The sequence below is a fragment of the Pseudomonas violetae genome, from assembly GCF_023072615.1.
Taxonomy (GTDB): Bacteria; Pseudomonadota; Gammaproteobacteria; order Pseudomonadales; family Pseudomonadaceae; genus Aquipseudomonas; species Aquipseudomonas violetae.
In genome coordinates, this window is the sequence record NZ_JAKNRW010000022.1 from 56,134 (window position 1) to 74,649 (window position 18,516).

The 18,516-nt window shown below is 60.0% G+C and carries 12 protein-coding genes and 1 other RNA gene; 7 read left to right on the top strand and 6 right to left on the bottom strand.

Annotation, left to right across the window (positions count from 1 at the left end; all coding sequences use genetic code 11):
- Window positions 1–9 precede the first annotated feature (9 nt).
- The 4 genes from guaD to xdhA all read right to left on the bottom strand — a co-directional run bounded on the left by guaD (window position 10) and on the right by xdhA (window position 6,188).
- Window positions 10–1,314, bottom strand: coding sequence for a guanine deaminase (gene guaD / locus L9059_RS21310; protein ID WP_247292880.1), 1,305 nt, complete (start codon window positions 1,312–1,314; stop codon window positions 10–12).
- Window positions 1,315–1,351: 37 nt separating this feature from the next.
- The gene (xdhC, locus tag L9059_RS21315; protein ID WP_247292881.1) at window positions 1,352–2,197 is read right to left on the bottom strand and encodes a xanthine dehydrogenase accessory protein XdhC; all 846 of its coding nucleotides are present in this window, start codon (window positions 2,195–2,197) and stop codon (window positions 1,352–1,354) included.
- Window positions 2,198–2,341: 144 nt separating this feature from the next.
- The gene (xdhB, locus tag L9059_RS21320) at window positions 2,342–4,741 is read right to left on the bottom strand and encodes a xanthine dehydrogenase molybdopterin binding subunit (RefSeq protein WP_247292882.1); all 2,400 of its coding nucleotides are present in this window, start codon (window positions 4,739–4,741) and stop codon (window positions 2,342–2,344) included.
- Window positions 4,734–6,188 (bottom strand): xanthine dehydrogenase small subunit, encoded by a 1,455-nt coding sequence (gene xdhA, locus L9059_RS21325; protein ID WP_247292883.1) that lies wholly within the window; start codon window positions 6,186–6,188, stop codon window positions 4,734–4,736. Before xdhA ends, xdhB begins: the two co-directional genes overlap by 8 nt.
- Window positions 6,189–6,456: 268 nt before the next feature.
- Here xdhA and L9059_RS21330 point away from each other — a divergent pair, with 268 nt between their 5' ends.
- From L9059_RS21330 to ffs, 6 genes are all read left to right on the top strand, one after another.
- The gene (locus tag L9059_RS21330) at window positions 6,457–7,116 is read left to right on the top strand and encodes a GntR family transcriptional regulator (RefSeq protein ID WP_247292884.1); all 660 of its coding nucleotides are present in this window, start codon (window positions 6,457–6,459) and stop codon (window positions 7,114–7,116) included.
- A gap of 2 nt (window positions 7,117–7,118) precedes the next feature.
- Window positions 7,119–10,607, top strand: coding sequence for a chromosome segregation protein SMC (smc, locus tag L9059_RS21335; RefSeq protein ID WP_247292885.1), 3,489 nt, complete (start codon window positions 7,119–7,121; stop codon window positions 10,605–10,607).
- A 257-nt stretch (window positions 10,608–10,864) separates the two neighbouring features.
- Window positions 10,865–11,719 carry a cell division protein ZipA gene (zipA, locus tag L9059_RS21340; RefSeq protein ID WP_247292886.1) on the top strand — a complete coding sequence of 285 codons (855 nt, stop codon included), beginning with the start codon at window positions 10,865–10,867 and terminating at the stop codon, window positions 11,717–11,719.
- 64 nt (window positions 11,720–11,783) lie between these two features.
- Window positions 11,784–14,141, top strand: a complete 2,358-nt coding sequence (gene ligA / locus L9059_RS21345) for an NAD-dependent DNA ligase LigA (protein ID WP_247292887.1) — start codon at window positions 11,784–11,786, stop codon at window positions 14,139–14,141.
- A gap of 136 nt (window positions 14,142–14,277) precedes the next feature.
- A complete protein-coding gene (locus L9059_RS21350) occupies window positions 14,278–15,444 on the top strand; it encodes a zinc-binding metallopeptidase family protein (protein WP_247292888.1) in 1,167 nt (388 codons plus the stop codon).
- Window positions 15,445–15,564: 120 nt separating this feature from the next.
- Window positions 15,565–15,661: signal recognition particle sRNA small type (gene ffs / locus L9059_RS21355), an RNA gene on the top strand.
- A 179-nt stretch (window positions 15,662–15,840) separates the two neighbouring features.
- On the opposite strand, the gene L9059_RS21360 is transcribed toward ffs, so the two are convergent.
- Window positions 15,841–16,608 carry a sulfite exporter TauE/SafE family protein gene (locus L9059_RS21360; RefSeq protein ID WP_247292889.1) on the bottom strand — a complete coding sequence of 256 codons (768 nt, stop codon included), beginning with the start codon at window positions 16,606–16,608 and terminating at the stop codon, window positions 15,841–15,843.
- Window positions 16,609–16,787: 179 nt separating this feature from the next.
- Here L9059_RS21360 and L9059_RS21365 point away from each other — a divergent pair, with 179 nt between their 5' ends.
- On the top strand, window positions 16,788–17,657 hold the full coding sequence (locus L9059_RS21365; protein ID WP_247292901.1) for a LysR family transcriptional regulator: 870 nt from the start codon (window positions 16,788–16,790) through the stop codon (window positions 17,655–17,657).
- An 11-nt stretch (window positions 17,658–17,668) separates the two neighbouring features.
- On the opposite strand, the gene L9059_RS21370 is transcribed toward L9059_RS21365, so the two are convergent.
- Window positions 17,669–18,406, bottom strand: a complete 738-nt coding sequence (locus tag L9059_RS21370; RefSeq protein WP_247292890.1) for a substrate-binding periplasmic protein — start codon at window positions 18,404–18,406, stop codon at window positions 17,669–17,671.
- Window positions 18,407–18,516 lie beyond the last annotated feature (110 nt).

Genomic DNA, 18,516 nt, shown 5'->3' on the forward strand with positions numbered 1-18,516 from the left:
TGAAAAACTTTACCGCTGATGCACCTGATTCCCCGCCGCATAAGTCTGCAGCACCGTCCGATCATCCCCCAACGTCATCAGTACAAACAACGTTTCGGCAATGTTACTGGCCTGCTTCAAGCGATAGCTCAGCAGCGGCGTGGCGTTGTAGTCCAGCACCAGGAAGTCGGCATCGGTGCCCGGTTTCAGCGTGCCGATCTTGTCTTCCAGGCGCAGCGCACGGGCACCGCCCAGGGTCGCCAGGTATAGCGATTTGAACGGGCTCAGCCGCGCGCCTTGCAGCTGCATGACCTTGTAAGCCTCATTCAACGTCTGCAACAGCGAGAAGCTGGTGCCGCCGCCGACGTCCGTGCCCAGGCCAACATTCAACTTGTGTTTCTCGGCCATCGGCAGGTTGAACAGGCCGCTGCCAAGGAAGAGGTTCGACGTCGGGCAGAAGGCGATGGCTGAGCCGGTCTCTGCCAGGCGCGCGCACTCGTCGTCGCACAGGTGCACGCCATGCGCGAACACCGAGCGCTCGCCCAGCAGCTGGTAGTGATCGTAGACGTCAAGGTAGCCCTTACGCTCCGGGAACAGCGCCTTGACCCACTCGACTTCCTTGAGGTTTTCGCTGATGTGGGTCTGCATGTACAGGTCGGGATACTCGCCGAGCAACTGGCCGGCGAGGGTCAACTGTTCAGGTGTGCTGGTCGGCGCAAAGCGCGGCGTCACCGCGTAGTGCAGGCGACCCTTGCCGTGCCAGCGCTCAATCAGCGCCTTGCTTTCGACGTAGCTGGATTCGGCGGTGTCGGTCAGGTAGTCCGGGGCATTGCGGTCCATCATCACCTTGCCGGCGATCATGCGCAGTTCCAACTGCTCGGCGGCCTCGAAGAACGAATTCACCGATTGCGGATGCACGCTGCCGAATACCAGGGCGGTGGTGGTGCCGTTGCGCAGCAGTTCCTTGATGAAAATGTCCGCGACTTCGTCAGCGTGGGCCTTTTCAGCGAACTGACTTTCGCAAGGGAAGGTGTAGGTGTTGAGCCAGTCCAGCAGTTGCTCGCCATAAGCGCCGACCATGCCGGTTTGCGGCAAGTGGATGTGGGTGTCGATGAAACCTGGGGTGATCAGTGCATCCTTATAATGGTTTATCTCGATGTCCGCCGGCAGGGTTGGCAGCAGGTCGCTGGCGTGGCCAAGGGCGCTGATCTGGCCGTTATCCACCACCAGCAGGCCGTCTTCGAAATATTCATACGAGGCTTCGATACCGACTTCGGCGGGGTCGGCGATGCTGTGCAGAATGGCGGCGCGGTAGGCTTTGCGAGTCAGGGGCATGGGGTTCTCAATTCTTGGTTCTTAGTTTCGTAGCAATTCAGTTCGAAGCCTGGCTGCGACGAGAGGCTGGCAGCAGTTTGGCAATCGATGATCCGGCGCTGGCAGTCTGCTGGCCGAAGCTGGCGTTGTAAGTGGCGATGATTTCGCCAGCGATGGAGATGGCGATTTCCACAGGCAGTTTGCCTTTGACTTCGCCTATGCCCATCGGGCAGCGCATACGTTGCAGTACGGCGCTGTCGAATCCACGGTCGCGCAGGCGGTGTTCGAACTTCACCCGTTTGGTCTTCGAACCGATCAGGCCGAAGTAGGTGAAATCATTGCGCTTGAGCAGCGCGGCCGTGAGTTCGAGGTCGAGTTGGTGGTTGTGGGTCATGACAATGCAATAGCTGCCAACGGGCAGGTTATCGATTTCATCCACAGGCTCTTCGCTGACGATCTTGCGTACGCCGTGGGGGATCTGCTCGGGAAATTCCGCTTCCCGCGAGTCGATCCAGCGCACCCGGCAGGGCAAGCTGGACAGCAGTGGCACCAGCGCCCGGCCGACATGCCCGGCACCGAACACGGCGATCTGCGCCTGAACCTGGCCCATTGGTTCGAACAGCAACACGGTCACGCCGCCGCAGCACTGGCCCAGGCTGGCGCCGAGGCTGAAACGCTCCAGGTGGGTGTCCTGCCTGCCGCTGGCAAGCATCTCGCGGGCGATCTGCATGGCCTTGTATTCCAGGTGCCCGCCACCGATGGTGTCGAAGGACTGGTTGGCGCTGATGACCATCTTCGAGCCGGCGTTACGTGGAGTCGAGCCGAGCTCTTCGATGATGGTGACCAGCACACAGGGTTCACCCTGGTGTTGCAGGTCGGCGAGGGCGTCGATCCAGTTGTACATGTTTCACCTCAACATATGTGTTGTCTGTTCGGCCGTCATCGCTAGCAGGCTAGCTCCCACAGGGTTTTTCGGCGTCCACAAAATCTGGATTCAGCACAAAATACTGTGGGAGCCAGCCTGCTGGCGATTGGCCGCGCCACGGTCTTAAAGCGAAGCCAGCTCGGCCTCTGCTTCAACCGCCTTCGCCGCCTTCAACTGCCGCATCTGCTCACAGCCCCACAGCACCCGCTCTGGCGTCGCGGGGGCATCGATCTTCGGTTGATGCCTATAGTCACCCAGGCTCGCCACGGCATCCTTGATCGCGCACCAGGCCGCGATGCCGAGCATGAATGGCGGCTCACCTACCGCCTTGGAATGGAACACCGTGTCTTCCGGGTTCTTGCGGTTTTCCACCAGCTTCACCCGCAAGTCCAGCGGCATGTCTGCCACCGCCGGGATCTTGTAGCTGGCCGGGCCGTTGGTCATCAGCTTGCCCTTGTTGTTCCACACCAGCTCTTCCATGGTCAGCCAGCCCATGCCCTGGATGAAACCACCCTCGACCTGGCCGATGTCGATTGCCGGGTTCAGCGAGGCGCCAACGTCGTGGAGGATGTCGGTGCGCAGCATCTTGTACTCGCCGGTCAGGGTATCGATGATCACTTCGCAGCAGGCTGCACCGAAGGCGAAGTAGTAGAACGGCCGTCCCCGGGCCTGGCTGCGGTCGTAGAAAATTTTCGGGGTCTTGTAAAACCCGGTGCTCGACAGCGAGACCTGGGCGAAATAGGCCTGCTGGATCAGCGCTTCGAACGTCAGGATATGGTCGCGAACCCGTACGTGACCGTTGTGGAACTCCACGTCTTCTTCGCTGACCTTGTAATGGCGCGCGGCGAATTCCACCAGGCGTTTCTTGATGATCTCTGCGGCGTTCTGCGCGGCTTTACCGTTCAGGTCGGCACCACTGGAAGCGGCGGTCGGCGAAGTGTTCGGCACCTTGTCGGTGTTTGTCGCGGTGATCTGCACCCGGTCCATTTCTACCTGGAACACTTCGGCCACCACCTGCGCCACCTTGGTGTTCAAGCCTTGGCCCATTTCAGTGCCGCCATGGTTCAGGTGGATGCTGCCATCGGTGTAGACGTGGATCAGCGCCCCGGCTTGGTTGAGGAAGCTGGCGGTGAAGGAAATACCGAATTTCACCGGGGTCAGCGCCAGGCCTTTTTTCAGGATCGGGCTGTTGGCGTTGTAGCGACGGATTGCTTCGCGACGTTCAGCGTACTGGCTGCTTTCTTCCAGTTCGGCGGTCATTTCCTCGAGCATGTTGTGCTCGACGGTCTGGTAGTAATGGGTGACGTTGCGCTCGGTCTTGCCGTAGTAATTGGCCTTGCGCACCGCCAGCGGGTCCAGGCCCAGGTGCCGGGCAATGGCGTCCATCACTTCTTCGATCGCGACCATGCCTTGCGGGCCGCCAAAGCCACGGTAGGCGGTGTTGGACGCGGTGTTGGTCTTGCAGCGGTGACCGTTGATGGTCGCATCGCCCAGGTAGTACGAGTTGTCGGCGTGGAACATCGCCCGGTCGACAATCGATGCCGAAAGGTCCGGCGAGCAACCGCAGTTGCCGGCCAGCTCCAGGGCAATGCCGTGCAGGCGCCCGGTGCTGTCGAAGCCCACGTCGTACTCGACGTAGAACGGGTGACGCTTGCCGGTCATCAGCATGTCTTCGACCCGCGGCAGGCGCATCTTGGTCGGTTGGCCGGTGAGATGCGCGATCACCGCGCACAGGCACGCCGGGCTCGCGGCCTGGGTTTCCTTGCCACCAAACCCGCCGCCCATGCGGCGCATGTCGACCACGATCTTGTTCATCGACACGTCCAGCACTTCGGCCACCAGCTTCTGCACTTCGGTGGGGTTTTGCGTGGAGCAGTAGACGATCATCCCACCGTCTTCCGTCGGCATCACCGAGGAAATCTGGGTTTCGAGGTAGAAGTGTTCCTGGCCGCCGATGTGCAGCGTGCCCTGGATACGATGTTCGGCGGTGTCCAAAGCATTCGCCGAATCGCCGCGTTGATGGGTGTGACTGTCGAGCACGAAGTGGCGCTTGCGCAGGGCTTCAACCACGTCCAGCACCGGCTCGAGATCTGCGTATTCGATGATCGCCGCCATGGCGGCCTTGCGCGCGGTTTCCAGGTCCTTGGCTGCCACGGCAAGCACTGGCTGGCCGACGAATTGCACGTCATCGATGGCCAGCAAGGGATCGCCCGGCATCAACGGGCCGATGTCTTTCAGGCCCGGCACGTCTTTATGGGTGATGGCGATGCGCACGCCGTCGAAGGCATAGCAGGGGCTGGTATCGATGCTGATGATTTTCGCGTGGGCCCGATCCGACAGCCGCGCGTAAACGTGCAGTTGGTTGGGGAATTCCAGGCGATCGTCGATGTACTGCGCTTCACCGGACACATGCTTGGCGGCGCTGTCGTGCTTGACGCTACGGCCTACTCCGGTGGTCAGGTCCTTGGCGAACAGTTCAGCCAGTTCGGCTTGGGTCTTCTCTACAGCGTGATGATTAGACATAAGCGGTCACCCGAGTCTCGATGTGCGGTGTTTGCAGTTCGATGAAGTATTTGCGCAGCAGGTTTTGCGCGCTGAGCAGGCGGTATTCCTTGCTGGCGCGGAAGTCCGAGAGCGGGGTGAAATCTTGCGCCAGGGCTGCGCAGGCACGTTCCACCGTGGCGTGGTTGAACGGCGCGCCGCGCAACACGGTTTCGCAGTGACTGGCCCGTTTCGGGATCGCCGCCATGCCACCGAATGCCACGCGGGCATCGGCGATCACACCGTTTTCAATGCGCAGGTTGAACGCGGCGCAGACCGCGGAAATATCATCGTCCAGGCGTTTGGACACCTTGTACGCCCGGAACAGTTGTTCGGCGCTGGCGCGGGGGATGATGATCTTCTCGATGAACTCGCTTTCCTGCCGGGCGGTGACCCGGTAATCGATGAAGTAATCTTCCAAGGCCAGGGTGCGCCGGGTTTCGCCTTTGCACAAAACGATCTGCGCGCCCAATGCGATCAGCAGGGGCGGCGAGTCGCCAATCGGCGAAGCGTTGCCGATGTTGCCGCCCAGGGTGCCCTGGTTGCGGATCTGCAGTGAAGCGAAGCGTTGGAGCAATTCACCAAAGTCCGGGTACTCCGCTTTCAATGCTTCGTAGCAATCCGATAGGGCTGCGGCGGCGCCGATTTCCAGGCGATCGGCGAAGTGCTCGATGCGTTTCATTTCGGCGACGTTGCCGACGTAGATCATCACCGGCAAGGTGCGGTGGAACTGCGTGACTTCCAGCGCCAGGTCGGTACCGCCAGCCAGCAGCCGGGCTTGGGGGTAGGCGTCGTACAGGTCGGCCAGGTCGGCCACGGTCAGCGGCACCAGGCAGCGTTTGTCGCCGCTGTTCAGTTCGCCGGTATCGGTCGGTGCGATAGCCTTCAGGCGGGCGATGGTCTCGGCTTCACGGGCATCGAACTGGTCGGTCTGCTTGCCGCAGCAGGACTGCTCGGCAGCTTCCAGGATCGGCCGATAACCGGTGCAGCGGCAGAGGTTGCCGGCCAGCGCTTCATGCGCCTTGTGCGAATCGGGTTGATCGCTGTTCTTTTGCAGCGCGAACAGCGACATCACAAAACCTGGGGTGCAGAAACCGCACTGCGAGCCATGGCACTCGACCATGGCTTTCTGCACGCTGTGCAGTTCGCCCTGGTGCTTGAGGTCTTCGACGCTGATCAGCTGTTTGCCGTGCAGGGACGAGACGAACGTCAGGCACGAGTTGAGGCTGCGATAACGAATGTGCTCGCCGCCAGCGTCGTCCGTCTGCAGTTCGCCGACCACCACGGTGCAGGCGCCGCAGTCACCGCTGGCGCAGCCTTCTTTGGTGCCGGGTTTGCCCACATGGTCGCGCAGATAATTGAGCACGGTCAGGTTAGGGTCCAGGGCGTGCTCACTACGGAGTTCCTGGTTTAGTAAAAACTGGATCACGGAAGGCCTCGCAGACTCATTATTGTTGTTAACCGCTTTGCACCGAATTTATCAGGTCTGACTTTTCGGTCAATGGTTTTCTGACTTAAAGGTCAGGAAATCGCTGTTTGGCGATCAACAACGCGTTCCATCAGTATTGACCCTCTCGGGACTGCCTGCTTTTTTGCGGGAATCGTGCCAAAAACCGCCGGGTGTGCACTCCGCCATGACCCCTCATGTGCGCTACACTGCGCCGCCTGTGCAGATCGAAAGAGTTTGAAGGACAATCATGACGTTCAAGGCGCCGGACAGCCTCGCCGAGCAAATTGCTCACCACCTTGCCGAGCGCATCATTCGCGGTGAAATGAAGCCCGGGGAGCGGATCCAGGAACAGAAGGTCACGCAGGCCCTCAATGTCAGTCGCGGCTCGGTACGCGAGGCGCTGCTGATCCTCGAGCGTCGCCACCTGATCGCGATCCTGCCACGGCGGGGCGCGCACGTGACCGAGTTGACCGCGCACAAGGTGCAGAGCCTGTGCACGCTGATGAGCGAACTGTACATCCTGCTCGGCAACGCCGTAGCGGCCGGCTGGCAGGTCCAGGCGGACATGGCGCCATTCGTGCAGATCCAGCAGCGCCTGACTGACAGCTACGAGCGCCAGGACATCCGCACCTTCGTCGATGACAGTTTCAACGTCATGCGGGCGGCTTATCCATTTGCCAACAACCCGTATTTGCAGGAAACCGTCGAGAATCTGCAGCCGGCCATGAGCCGCGCCTATTTTCTCGCCCTGGACCAGCGCAAGGCGTCGATGAGCGAGTTCCTCGAACTGTTTGAACGCCTGCTCGCAGCGGTGTTGGCCCGGGACTTCCCGCAGATCCGCGAAGTGCTGACGGCTTATGCCCAGCGCAGCTGCGATCTGGTGGTTTCTGCCCTGACGGACGCTTAAGCGTGCGGCTCAAGTGCATCAAGCTGGCGGGGTTCAAATCCTTCGTCGACCCGACCACCGTCAACTTCCCCAGTAACATGGCGGCAGTGGTTGGGCCCAACGGTTGCGGCAAGTCGAACATCATCGACGCGGTGCGATGGGTTATGGGCGAGAGCTCGGCCAAGAATTTGCGCGGCGAATCGATGACCGACGTCATCTTCAACGGCTCCACCAGCCGCAAGCCGGTGAGCCAGGCCAGCATCGAACTGGTGTTCGACAACTCCGACGGCACCTTACTGGGCGAATACGCCGCCTATGCGGAAATATCCATTCGCCGCAAAGTGACCCGCGACAGCCAGACCACCTATTACCTCAATGGCACCAAGTGCCGCCGTCGCGACATCACCGACATCTTCCTCGGTACCGGCCTGGGCCCGCGCAGCTACTCGATCATCGAGCAGGGGATGATCTCCAAGCTGATCGAATCCAAGCCTGAAGACCTGCGTAACTTCATCGAAGAAGCGGCGGGTATATCCAAGTACAAGGAGCGCCGGCGCGAGACCGAAAACCGCATCCGGCGCACCCACGAAAACCTTGAGCGCCTGACCGACCTGCGCGAAGAGCTCACGCGTCAACTCGAACGTCTGCACCGCCAGGCCGAGTCAGCCAAGAAATATCAGGAACTCAAGGGCGAGGAACGTCAGCTCAAGGCGCAGTTGTCGGCCCTGCGCTGGCAGGCGTTGAATGATCAGGTGGGACAGCGCGAAGCTATTATCGGCACCCAGGAAATCACCTTTGAGGCGCTGGTGGCCGAGCAGCGCAATGCCGATGCGAGCATCGAACGCTTGCGCGACGGGCACCACGACCTGTCAGAGCGCTTCAATCTGGTGCAGGGACGCTTCTATTCGGTAGGCGGCGACATTGCCCGGGTCGAGCAGAGCATCCAGCACGGCCAGCAGCGCCTGCGCCAGTTGCAGGACGACCTGAAAGAAGCCGAGCGCGCGCGCCTGGAAACCGAATCGCACTTGGGTCACGACCGCACGTTGCTGCTGACCCTCGGCGAGGAGCTGGACATGCTCACCCCGGAACAGGAAGTCACCAGCGCCGCCGCCGAAGAGGCTGCGGCGACCCTGGAAGAATCCGAAACCACCATGCATGGCTGGCAGGAGCAGTGGGACACGTTCAACCTGACCGCCGCCGAGCCCCGGCGCCAGGCCGAAGTCCAGCAGTCGCGCATCCAGCAGCTGGAAACCAGCATGGAGCGCCTGGCCGACCGGCAGAAGCGCCTCGGCGAAGAGCGCGCATTGCTCTCGGCAGACCCGGAAGACGCGGCGATCATGGAGCTCAGCGAGCAGCTGGCAGCCAGCGAGGCGACGCTGGAGGACTTGCAGGCCAGCGAAGAAGCTCAGGTCGAACGCCTGGAGCAGTTGCGTCAGGAGTTGCAGCAGGCGCTGTCGGCGCAGCAGCAGGCCCAGGGCGATCTGCAACGGCTCAACGGTCGTCTGGCTTCTTTGGAAGCCCTGCAGCAAGCCGCGCTCGATCCGGGCACCGGTACCGCTGAATGGTTGCGTGAACAGCATCTGGCAGACCGCCCGCGCCTGGCCGAAGGCCTGAAGGTTGAAGCGGGCTGGGAGCTGGCAGTGGAAACCGTACTGGGTGCCGACCTGCAAGCCGTGCTGGTGGATGACTTCAGTGACTACGACCTGGCCGGTTTTGCCCAGGGCGATCTGCGCCTGCTGAGCCCGGCCAGTGATGGCCTGCGAGTGCCCGGCAGCCTGCTGGACAAGGTCGAGGCGCAAATAGACCTGGCGCCATGGTTGGGGCAGGTCAAGCCGGTCGACAGTCTCGAACAGGCCCTGGCGCTGCGCGGTCAGTTGAGCGCCGGCGAAAGCCTGATCAGTCGCGACGGTTATTGGGTCGGGCGGCATTTCGTGCGGGTGCGCCGGGCCAGTGAAGCCGAAAGCGGCGTGCTGGCGCGGGGCCAGGAAATCCAGCGTCTTGGCCTTGAGCGCGAAGAGCGCGAAGCCACGGTCGAGACCCTGGAGACGCAACTGCAAAATCTGCGGGCGCAACAGCGTCAGCAGGAAAACGGCCGCGAACACTTGCGTCGTCTGCTGCAGGACGAAGCGCGTCAGCAAGGCGAATTGAAAGCCCAGCTGTCCGCCGGCAAAGCCAAGGCCGAGCAGCTGTCGTTGCGCCGCATCCGGCTCGACGAAGAACTCACCGAGTTGGCCGAGCAGCGCGCCCTGGAACACGAAAACATCGGCGAGGCGCGCCTGCAATTGCAGGAAGCCCTCGACAGCATGGCGCTCGATACCGAGCAGCGCGAGTTGCTGCTGGCGCAACGGGACAGCTTGCGCGAACGCCTCGACCGAGTGCGGCAGGAAGCCCGCCAGCACAAGGATCACGCGCATCAACTGGCAGTGCGCCTCGGCTCGCTCAAGGCGCAGCACGACTCGACGCGTCAGGCCCTGGAAAGACTGGAAATGCAGTCCGAGCGCCTGACCGAGAAGCGCGAGCAACTGAGCCTTAATCTGGAGGAGGGCGAGGCGCCACTGGAAGAGTTGCGCCTCAAGCTCGAAGAGTTGCTCGACAAACGCATGACCGTCGACGAAGAACTCAAGACCGCGCAGATCGCCCTGGAAGACGCCGACCGTGAATTGCGCGAAGCGGAAAAACGCCGCAGCCAGGCCGAGCAACAGTCGCAGCTGATTCGCAGCCAGCTGGAAACCCAGCGCATGGAATGGCAAGCCCTGACTGTGCGCCGCACCTCTTTGCAGGATCAACTGCTGGAGGACGGCTACGACCTGCACGGCGTGCTTGCCACCCTGACGGCCGAGGCCAACGAGAAGGACGCCGAGGAAGAACTCGAGCGCATTGCCGCACGCATTCAACGCCTGGGTGCGATCAACCTCGCGGCTATTGACGAGTACCAGCAGCAGTCCGAGCGTAAACGATATCTGGATGCGCAGAACGACGATCTGGTGGAAGCGCTGGACACCCTCGAAAACGTCATTCGCAAGATCGACAAGGAAACCCGCAACCGCTTCAAAGATACCTTTGATCAGATCAATGGCGGATTACAGGCACTTTTCCCAAAAGTTTTCGGTGGAGGACGCGCCTATTTGGAACTGACGGGCGAAGATCTACTCGATACAGGGGTGACAATCATGGCGCAGCCGCCCGGGAAGAAGAACAGCACCATCCATTTGCTCTCCGGCGGTGAAAAAGCCCTGACTGCACTGGCCCTGGTTTTTGCGATCTTCAAGTTGAATCCGGCGCCGTTCTGCATGCTTGATGAGGTTGACGCACCCTTGGATGACGCTAACGTTGGACGCTACGCACGACTGGTGAAGGAAATGTCCCAGACGGTGCAGTTCATCTATATCACCCACAACAAGATCGCCATGGAAATGGCCGATCAACTGATGGGAGTGACGATGCACGAGCCGGGCTGTTCGAGACTGGTGGCGGTGGACGTGGAAGAAGCGATGGCGATGGTGGATGCCTGAGGCGGATCTGTAGGAAAGGTACTACAGGCATGGGTGACGTGTTTGAGGGCCTTGTCTTACAGCTAATTCGACATATTCGCACTGGGCAGGATGACAGACGGTGTAAAGTTGCCTTTGGTCGTGCTAGTTTAATATCAATTTTTCGTATACGTGGGCAAAACGCCTGTCAGAACATAGAGTTGGCGCCACGTTTTAAAGCGGTTTGCGAGTTGTAAACCCCTTATTTTTCAGCATTTTTTATAGAGGCACGGGATTACATGGAAATCGGTCTGCGCGAGTGGCTGATCGTCATCGGCATTATTGTCATTGCCGGTATTCTTTTCGATGGCTGGCGCCGCATGCGCGGCGGCAAGGGAAAACTGAAGTTCCGTCTTGACCGAAATTTATCCAATCTGCCGGAAGAGGACACCAGCGCCGAGCTGTTGGGCCCGCCCCGCGTTCTGGACACCCACAAAGAGCCGCAACTGGACGAGCACGATTTGCCGTCGGTGAGCATGTCGGCCCGTGACGCCCGTGAATCGGGCTCCAAGCGCGGCAAGCGTGGTCATGGTGAGCCGTCCCAGGGCGACCTGAACCTTAACCTCGACCTGGACGGCGGCCCGAGCTTCAGCAGCCGCGACGACGATTTCCCGGACGACAGCAAGCCTGCGCACTCCACCAGCGAGCGGGATCAACCGCAGGCCGAGGAAGTACTGGTGATCAGCGTGATCTGCCGCGACGCGGCAGGTTTCAAGGGCCCGGCGCTGCTGCAGAACATCCTGGAAAGCGGTCTGCGTTTCGGCGAAATGGATATTTTCCACCGCCACGAAAGCATGGCGGGCAACGGTGAAGTGCTGTTCTCCATGGCCAACGCCGTGAAGCCGGGGGTGTTTGACCTGGACGATATCGATCATTTCAGCACCCCGGCGGTCAGCTTCTTCCTCGGCCTGCCTGGCCCGCGTCATCCGAAGCAGGCCTTCGAGGTGATGGTGGCGGCGGCGCGCAAGCTGTCCCAGGAACTGAACGGCGAATTGAAAGACGACCAGCGCAGCGTGCTGACCGCCCAGACGATCGAGCATTACCGTCAGCGCATCGTTGAATTCGAACGTCGTGCGCTGACCCAGAAACGATAAAGGCAAAAGATCCAGATAAGATTGAGCAGCCTCGGCTGCTCTTTTGCTTTATGAGAGAACACCCATGACCGCCGCCAAAAACCGCATTCTAGAACTGCGCACCGAGCTGGATCAGCACAACTATCGCTACCACGTACTGGACGAGCCGAGCATTCCGGACGCCGAGTACGACCGCCTGTTCCACGAACTCAAGGCCCTCGAAGCCGCGCATCCGGAACTGGTCACCAGCGACTCGCCTACCCAGCGCGTAGGCAGCGCCGCGTTGTCGGCGTTCACCCAGGTGCGCCATGAAGTGCCGATGCTCAGCCTCGGTAACGCCTTTGAAGAAACCGACATGCGCGAGTTTGATCGCCGGGTCACCGAAGGCCTCGACCTGCCGGTCGGTGATCTGCTGGGCGACGGTGCGGCAGTCGAGTACAGCTGTGAGCCAAAGCTCGATGGCCTGGCGGTCAGCCTGCTGTATCAGGACGGTGTGCTGGTGCGTGGCGCGACTCGCGGCGATGGCACTACCGGCGAAGACATCAGCGTCAACGTGCGCACCGTGCGCAATATCCCGCTCAAGCTGCAAGGCAGCGGCTGGCCGGCGACCCTGGAAGTGCGCGGCGAAGTGTTCATGTCCAAGGCCGGTTTCGAGCGGCTCAACGCCACTCAGCTGGAAGTCGGCGGCAAGACCTTCGCCAACCCGCGCAACGCCGCCGCGGGCAGCTTGCGCCAGCTGGATTCGAAGATCACCGCTAACCGTCCCCTGGAATTCTGCTGTTATGGCATCGGCCAGATATCGGCGGACATCGCCGACACCCACATCGGTAACCTCAAGCAGCTGCAGCAGTGGGGCATGCCGATCAGCCGCGAACTGAAGCTGGCGCACGGCATCGACGAATGCCTGGATTACTACCGCGACATCGGTGAGCGTCGTAACAGCCTGGCTTACGAAATCGACGGCGTGGTGTTCAAGGTCAACAGCATCGCCTCCCAGCGTGAACTGGGCTTCCGCGCGCGTGAGCCGCGCTGGGCCATTGCCCACAAATTCCCGGCGATGGAAGAACTCACCGAACTGCTCGACGTCGAGTTCCAGGTCGGACGCACCGGCGCGGTCACTCCCGTGGCACGCCTCAAGCCGGTCAAGGTTGCGGGCGTCACCGTGGCCAATGCGACCTTGCACAACATGGACGAAGTCGCGCGACTGGGGCTAATGATCGGCGACACCGTGATCATCCGCCGTGCGGGCGACGTGATTCCGCAAGTGGTGCAAGTCGTCATCGAGCGTCGTCCCGAAAATGCCCGGGCGGTGCAGATTCCCGAGCAGTGCCCGGTGTGTGGCTCGCACGTCGAGCGCACCCAACTGGTCAAGCGCAGCAAGGGCCGCGAGACCGTCAGTGAGGGTGCGGTGTATCGCTGCGTCGGGCGCCTGGCCTGTGGCGCGCAGCTCAAGCAGGCGATCATCCACTTCGTCTCGCGCCGAGCCATGGACATCGAAGGCCTGGGCGACAAGAGCGTCGAGCAGTTGGTGGATGAAGGGCTGGTGAGTTCGCCGGCGGATCTGTATGCCCTCAAGTTCGAAGACATCGTCGACCTCGAAGGCTTTGCCGAGCTATCGAGCAAGAAGCTGCTCAGCGCCATCGAAAACAGCAAGAAGCCGAGCCTGGCGCGCTTCATCTACGCCCTCGGGATTCCCGATGTCGGCGAGGAGACGGCCAAGGTCCTGGCGCGCTCCCTGGGTTCCCTGGAGCGGGTGCAGCAGGCCTTGCCGCAGGTGCTCACGTATTTGCCGGACGTCGGCCTGGAAGTGGCGTACGAGATCCACAGTTTCTTCGAGGACGGGCACAACCGCCAGGTCATCGCCGAACTGCTCAAGCACGGCCTGGAGATTCAGGACCAGGGCGAACTGGGCGCCGAATTCTCCGCCAGCACCACCCTGGGCGGGTTCCTCGACAAGCTGCACATCCCCTCGGTCGGCCCGGGCGGCGCACAGAAGCTGGCAGACAAGTTCGGTTCGCTGCAAGCCGTGATGAATGCCGATTGGCTGGACATGCGCCAGGCCTTGCCGGAGAAGCAGGCGAACGCGGTGCGGGAGTTTTTCGCCATTGAAGACAATCGCCAGCGCGCGTTGAAGGCCGAGGCGCAGTTGACCGAGTTCGGCATGCACTGGCTGAGTGAGAAAAAAGTCGTCGAAGGCTTGCCGCTGGCTGGGCAGACCTGGGTCCTGACCGGATCGCTGGAACTGATGAGCCGCGACGTGGCCAAGGACAAGCTGGAAAGCCTGGGCGCCAAGGTTGCAGGTTCGGTATCGGCCAAGACCCATTGCGTGGTGGCTGGGCCGGGTGCCGGTTCGAAACTGGCCAAGGCCAACGAGCTGGGGTTGAAGGTGCTGGATGAAGAGGCGTTTGTCGAGTTCCTGAAAAAACACGGCATCACCGCCTGATGGCATGGGGCCGGCAAGCCGGCTCCTACGGGTTCAGCGTCGCATTTGCACCGATGTTTTGATCCCCCCAAAATTTGTGGGAACGATATTCCAGCCCCAATGATCTAGTCTTGGCCAGCCCCAGGGAGAGATCGCCATGTACCGCTTCTTCGAACAGCTCAGTTCCCGCATCGCTGCGCCTTTCATCGGCGAGACTTCCCGCAACAGCAAGGTATGGCAGTGCCGCTGCGGGCAGTCGCTGTTCTTCAGCAACAGCCAGTGCCTGGCCTGTTCGGCGATGCTGGGCTATCAGCCGGAGAAAAGCCGTCTGTCGTCACTGCAGCCTGGCCCGCAGGCCGATACCTGGCTGCTCGACGGCGAACCCGAGGCAGGCCTGTTCCGCCGTTGCGCCAACCTCGACTCTCCAGCCGCCTGCAATTGGCTGCTGCCGGCCGATGACCGCAATGCGCTGTGTATTGCCTGCAGCCTCAACCACACCATCCCGGACCTGACGATTGGCGAGAACCACGAACGCTGGCGCAAGGTCGAGTCCGCCAAGCGCCGCCTGGTGGCGCAGTTGGTCAGCCTGGGGTTGCAGGTGACTCCCAAGACGGTCGATGAAGGGACTGGTCTCGCGTTCGATTTCATCGGCGTCGATCTCGAAGGGCAGGCGCCCACCACCGGGCACGCCAACGGCCTGATCACCCTGGACATCAAGGAAGCCGACGATGTGCATCGGGAAAAGGTCCGGGTGCAGATGCACGAACCTTATCGCACGCTGCTCGGGCACTTCCGTCATGAAGTCGGCCATTATTATTGGGACCGCCTGGTCGCCAACAGCCAATGGTTGCAGCCATTCCGCCAGCTGTTCGGCGATGATCGTGCGAGCTACGCCGAGGCGCTCGATCGTCATTACCAGCAGGGCGCGCCCCTGGACTGGCAGCAACACTGCGTCAGCGCCTACGCCACCATGCACCCCTGGGAAGACTGGGCCGAAACCTGGGCGCACTACCTGCACATGATGGACGCCGTGGACACCGCCCTGGGGTTTGGCATGAGCGCCCGGGAGATGGATTTCGACTACCAGCCATTCCCGCTCGACACGCTCTACGAGCCGCAACATCCCGGTGGGCCGGCGTTCCTGTCTTTCGTCAACGCCTGGATCGAACTCGCCGGCATGCTCAACGAACTGTCACGCAGCATGGGTCAGCCGGATTTCTACCCCTTCGTTCTGCCACCGGCGGTGATCGCCAAGCTGCACTTCATCCACCTGGTGATCCAGGAGGAGGGCGGCAGGGCGGACGAAGTGTTGGCGCATTCCTAAGCCCACACGCATGTCCTTGACCGGCCTCATAATTTTTAATCCGCGCGAACGGTTGTAACTTCGTCTCAGATAGGTACAATGGCGCGGCTCGCCGACAGGTGAGCGTCGTTATGGTGACCCCATCGGTCCCCCCGCAACGATTACCCGTTAACCTGGTCAGATCCGGAAGGAAGCAGCCACAGCGGGAACATTGTGTGCCGGGGTGTGGCTGGTGGGGTTACCACCTATCTCTAGATCCTTGGTCCTACAGGGATTTGTCAGTAAAAAATCTCGAAGTGAACAGCGTTTGGCCTACCTAAGTGGTGAGCCAGGACCGGCAATCGTGCGCGCAGTGATCCCTGCACCCCGGTAGTGATCCCCCTTCTGATCCGCGATGCTGAGCGCTGCCTTCAGCCGTTAGAAGAATATGGACACTGCCATCCTTGCGATGAGGAACAGCAGTAGAATCAGAAAAAATATTCGAATAAAACTGCTTCCATAACGCAGGGCTAGAAATGTGCCTGTGAGCGAGCCTGCAAGATTACACAGGCCAACGACTCCACCTACAGCCCATAGAATGTTGCCCGAAGGAATAAAAAACATCAGTGCGGCGCTGAATGTTCCCAAATTAACAAGCTTTGCCGAGGCGGACGCATTTAAAAAGTCGAACCCGAAATATTTTACGAAAATAAAAAGAAGGAGGCTGCCGCTGCCCGGTCCGAAGACCCCATCATAAAAGCCGATTAAACCTCCGAAAAACACACCCAGCAGTATTTCTTTCCTGCCACATCTTATGTCAGAGCTGAATCGCCCCAGGTCTTTTTTGAAGAAGGTATAAATCGCCATTGCAATCAATACAATAAAAACAACATATTCCATAAGTCTTCTGGGTATGAGAGAAACTGAAAAAGCACCCAAAAACGCAAATATAAACGCTGAAGTCATGGTTGGTAGCATGAGCTTCCAGGCAATTCTTATTCTTTTTACATAAGTGAATATGGATGAGAGGTTTCCCGCCAGCACTGCCAGTTTGTTGGTGCCAAATACGGTGGCAAGACTGTGCCCGGGTAAGGCATGTATAAGTGCTGGTACCTGCACCAATCCACCTCCGCCAACGGCTGCGTCGATCAAGCCGCCACAAAAAGCAAAAAAACCTAACGTGATTAACGCGTGTTCAAAGTCCATCAGGTATCCAGTGGCTGATTTCGCACATAAGCGGCTTGGCCCTGCAAGCATCGCGCTCCCGTTCCGGTGCGTCTGCAAAGCTGTTGCTGTCGATTGTCAGGAACACTAATTGACTTGAGGCGCGAGGGACAAGTGACTTATAGTGATTAAAGCATTCACTTTAAATGAGCGATGTATTAATGGAGCTGTCGCAGCTGAACATGTTCAAGGTGGTCGCTGAGCAAGGCAGTATAATCCGTGCTTCGGAGTTGTTGCATTGTGTTCCATCAAACATAACAAACAGAATAAAGCTGTTGGAGCAGGAGCTGGGCGTAGCCCTTTTTATCAGGCAGGGCAGGGGGCTGGTTATCAGCCCTTCCGGTAAGTTGTTTCTCAGCTACGCGAATAAAATCCTGTCGTTGTGTCAAGAAGCCCGTGGGGCGCTTGATGTTGGGGCCGAACCGTCAGGGATGTTAAGCATTGGTGCGATAGAGTCTTCTGCTACCGGTAGGTTGCCCAGGCTTTTATCCAGATTTCATAAAAATCACCCCGCTGTGCAAATGCAATTCAGCACTGGGGTCTGGTCGCAGTTATTGAGCGATATCCTCGCTTATAAACTGGACGGTGCGGTGATTGCTGTTAAAAATCAGCACCCGGATATTGAATACGAAGAACTGTATACAGAGGAGCTCGTAGTCATCGCTTCGCCCCTTCTCGGAAAAATCAACACGCCGCAGGATATCAAGGGCAAGGCTATCTTCATGTGGCCTGAAGGCTGTCCATACCGAGCGTCGTTGAACACCTGGCTCGGGGAACATCGAATTTCATCTTCTATTAACAACATAGCCAGCTACGGCACTATCCTCGGGTGCGTGAGCTCTGGAGCCGGCGTTTCCGTCGTTCCAAAAGGTGTTTTTGAGCAGTTCAGCAAAATCGGAGAGATTGAAGGGCACGCCTTTGAGGACTTGAAGCCGATTCAGAATTATTTCGTCTGGAACAGGCATACCGGGCTTCATCGTGCGAGAGACGCATTCGCAGATTTGCTAAAGAAAGAGTTCAAGCGGACTTGAGATATGGCGCCCTAGGGATGGCCGATGTACAGCCGAATGACGTCGTCGATCTCCCCGGACATTTTCATCCGCAGCAAGGTCCGCAGGATGCGTTGCACCGGCACCTTGGGGTCATTGCGCACGTAACACCCCACCCGCTGCTTCTGCAGCACCGCAACGCTTTGCAACTGTTGCCCTGGCAGCAGGCGCTGGTTGAACCAGTCCATCGTCCACTGATTGCTCACCGCGTAGCGATAGCGTCCCGCCAGCAGTTTTTCCAGTACCTGCTCCTGGTTGCGCGCGTCTTCGCGCTCCAGCTTGTCGGCGTCGAACAGCGGTTGCAGGGTCGGATAAATGTAGCCGCGCACCGTGCCGATCGACTGGCGGGGCAGGTGGGCCGGGTCGGCGGAAGTCAGCGGGTCAGGGCGGCTCAGCAGTACATCAGGCTGAACCCACAGCGGAATGCTCCAGATGTAATCGCCGGACTGATTCGGCAACCAGGACTGCGCGGCATAACAGCGCACATCAATCTCGCCATGCTCCATGGCGCTCTGCACCCGCGCCCGGGGCATTACGTGAAATTCTGCAGGCACGCCGACCTGGGTGGCCAGGCTGAGCATCACGTCATACAGGATGCCCTGGGTGGGGCGACCGCGCTCAAGCTGCACCATTGGCATGGTCCAGCTGTCGGGCACCACGAAGCGCAGCGGTGCGTCTGCAGCCGCGCTGGCCATGCCCACGAACAACAATGCCCCCAAGGCCAAGCGCATATAAGCTCCGGTACGTCTGAAACCTGAGCCGTTAAATGCCCCTCTGTGCATCTTAGCCAGATTAGACGAGGCATCGGATGCAATTTTGGCCTTGCTCCGCTAGCATTAGC

What these genes read in the sequence shown, in the direction of transcription:
- guaD (WP_247292880.1), bottom strand. Translation starts at nt 1,314, where the DNA reads ATGCCCCTGACTCGCAAAGCCTACCGCGCCGCCATTCTGCACAGCATC.
- xdhC (WP_247292881.1), bottom strand. Translation starts at nt 2,197, where the DNA reads ATGTACAACTGGATCGACGCCCTCGCCGACCTGCAACACCAGGGTGAA.
- xdhB (WP_247292882.1), bottom strand. Translation starts at nt 4,741, where the DNA reads ATGTCTAATCATCACGCTGTAGAGAAGACCCAAGCCGAACTGGCTGAA.
- L9059_RS21330 (WP_247292884.1), top strand. Translation starts at nt 6,457, where the DNA reads ATGACGTTCAAGGCGCCGGACAGCCTCGCCGAGCAAATTGCTCACCAC.
- zipA (WP_247292886.1), top strand. Translation starts at nt 10,865, where the DNA reads ATGGAAATCGGTCTGCGCGAGTGGCTGATCGTCATCGGCATTATTGTC.
- ligA (WP_247292887.1), top strand. Translation starts at nt 11,784, where the DNA reads ATGACCGCCGCCAAAAACCGCATTCTAGAACTGCGCACCGAGCTGGAT.
- L9059_RS21350 (WP_247292888.1), top strand. Translation starts at nt 14,278, where the DNA reads ATGTACCGCTTCTTCGAACAGCTCAGTTCCCGCATCGCTGCGCCTTTC.
- L9059_RS21360 (WP_247292889.1), bottom strand. Translation starts at nt 16,608, where the DNA reads ATGGACTTTGAACACGCGTTAATCACGTTAGGTTTTTTTGCTTTTTGT.
- L9059_RS21365 (WP_247292901.1), top strand. Translation starts at nt 16,788, where the DNA reads ATGGAGCTGTCGCAGCTGAACATGTTCAAGGTGGTCGCTGAGCAAGGC.
- L9059_RS21370 (WP_247292890.1), bottom strand. Translation starts at nt 18,406, where the DNA reads ATGCGCTTGGCCTTGGGGGCATTGTTGTTCGTGGGCATGGCCAGCGCG.